This is a genomic window from Erwinia sp. V71 (assembly GCF_965644245.1).
In the GTDB taxonomy this organism is placed as follows: Bacteria; Pseudomonadota; Gammaproteobacteria; order Enterobacterales; family Enterobacteriaceae; genus Erwinia.
Map to the genome: position 1 here is coordinate 1 of NZ_CBFFRK010000279.1, position 640 is coordinate 640.

At 51.2% G+C, this 640-nt stretch carries 1 protein-coding gene; it reads right to left on the reverse strand.

Features of this window, described 5'->3' with window-relative positions; all coding sequences use genetic code 11:
• Positions 1 to 533 (reverse strand): hypothetical protein (locus ACSZO1_RS22660; RefSeq protein WP_437616657.1); only part of this gene is annotated, 533 nt, incomplete at its 3' end.
• Positions 534 to 640 lie beyond the last annotated feature (107 nt).

Genomic DNA, 640 nt, shown 5'->3' on the forward strand with positions numbered 1-640 from the left:
GCGGTTCTTTGTTCATTTACCATACGATGACAGGACGAAAAAATGGTTCCCATCGAATTAATCGCACCTTCCTTAGGTATCTGTTGCCACAACCTTGCCGTCCAAGAATCTTTGAGGTGCTCCGGGTTGGAAGAAATATAGGTCGCTGTGATAACGCTCTGTTGAGTATTGCCGAGGATTTCGAGTGTCAGACGGTCATTACCTGCCCAGTTCCGGCTCATGCTGTAGTGATTGCCAGGCTGTGCTTTCCAGATTGAGCCCTCGGAAATCGCTGACGCTGACCAGCCAGCATTTCCCTGGCCGCTATTACGCGCAGCGGCGATATCGGTGTCCGATACAAAACCATAATGCTGTTTCAGGCGCATGGCAGCCATATCCACAGGAACTAAAACAGTTCCCGAGGTCCAGGTCACTGAGTCACGACGTGTCGATTCTGCATTCTCAGTTGCTGGATGCAGACTGGGGGGATTGAGGAGTGAATTCAGATTGCCGAGGCCGAATTCGTTTAAGGCGTTATTGCTGCAGCCTGTCATCCCCAGAAGGAGAGTTGTAAAGAAGACAGCAGAGGGCGGATTCAAGTTCGAAGTGCAACGCTAAGCCGCCTGTCTTAACTCTGCAAAGACCACTGAAGGCTGCCGGA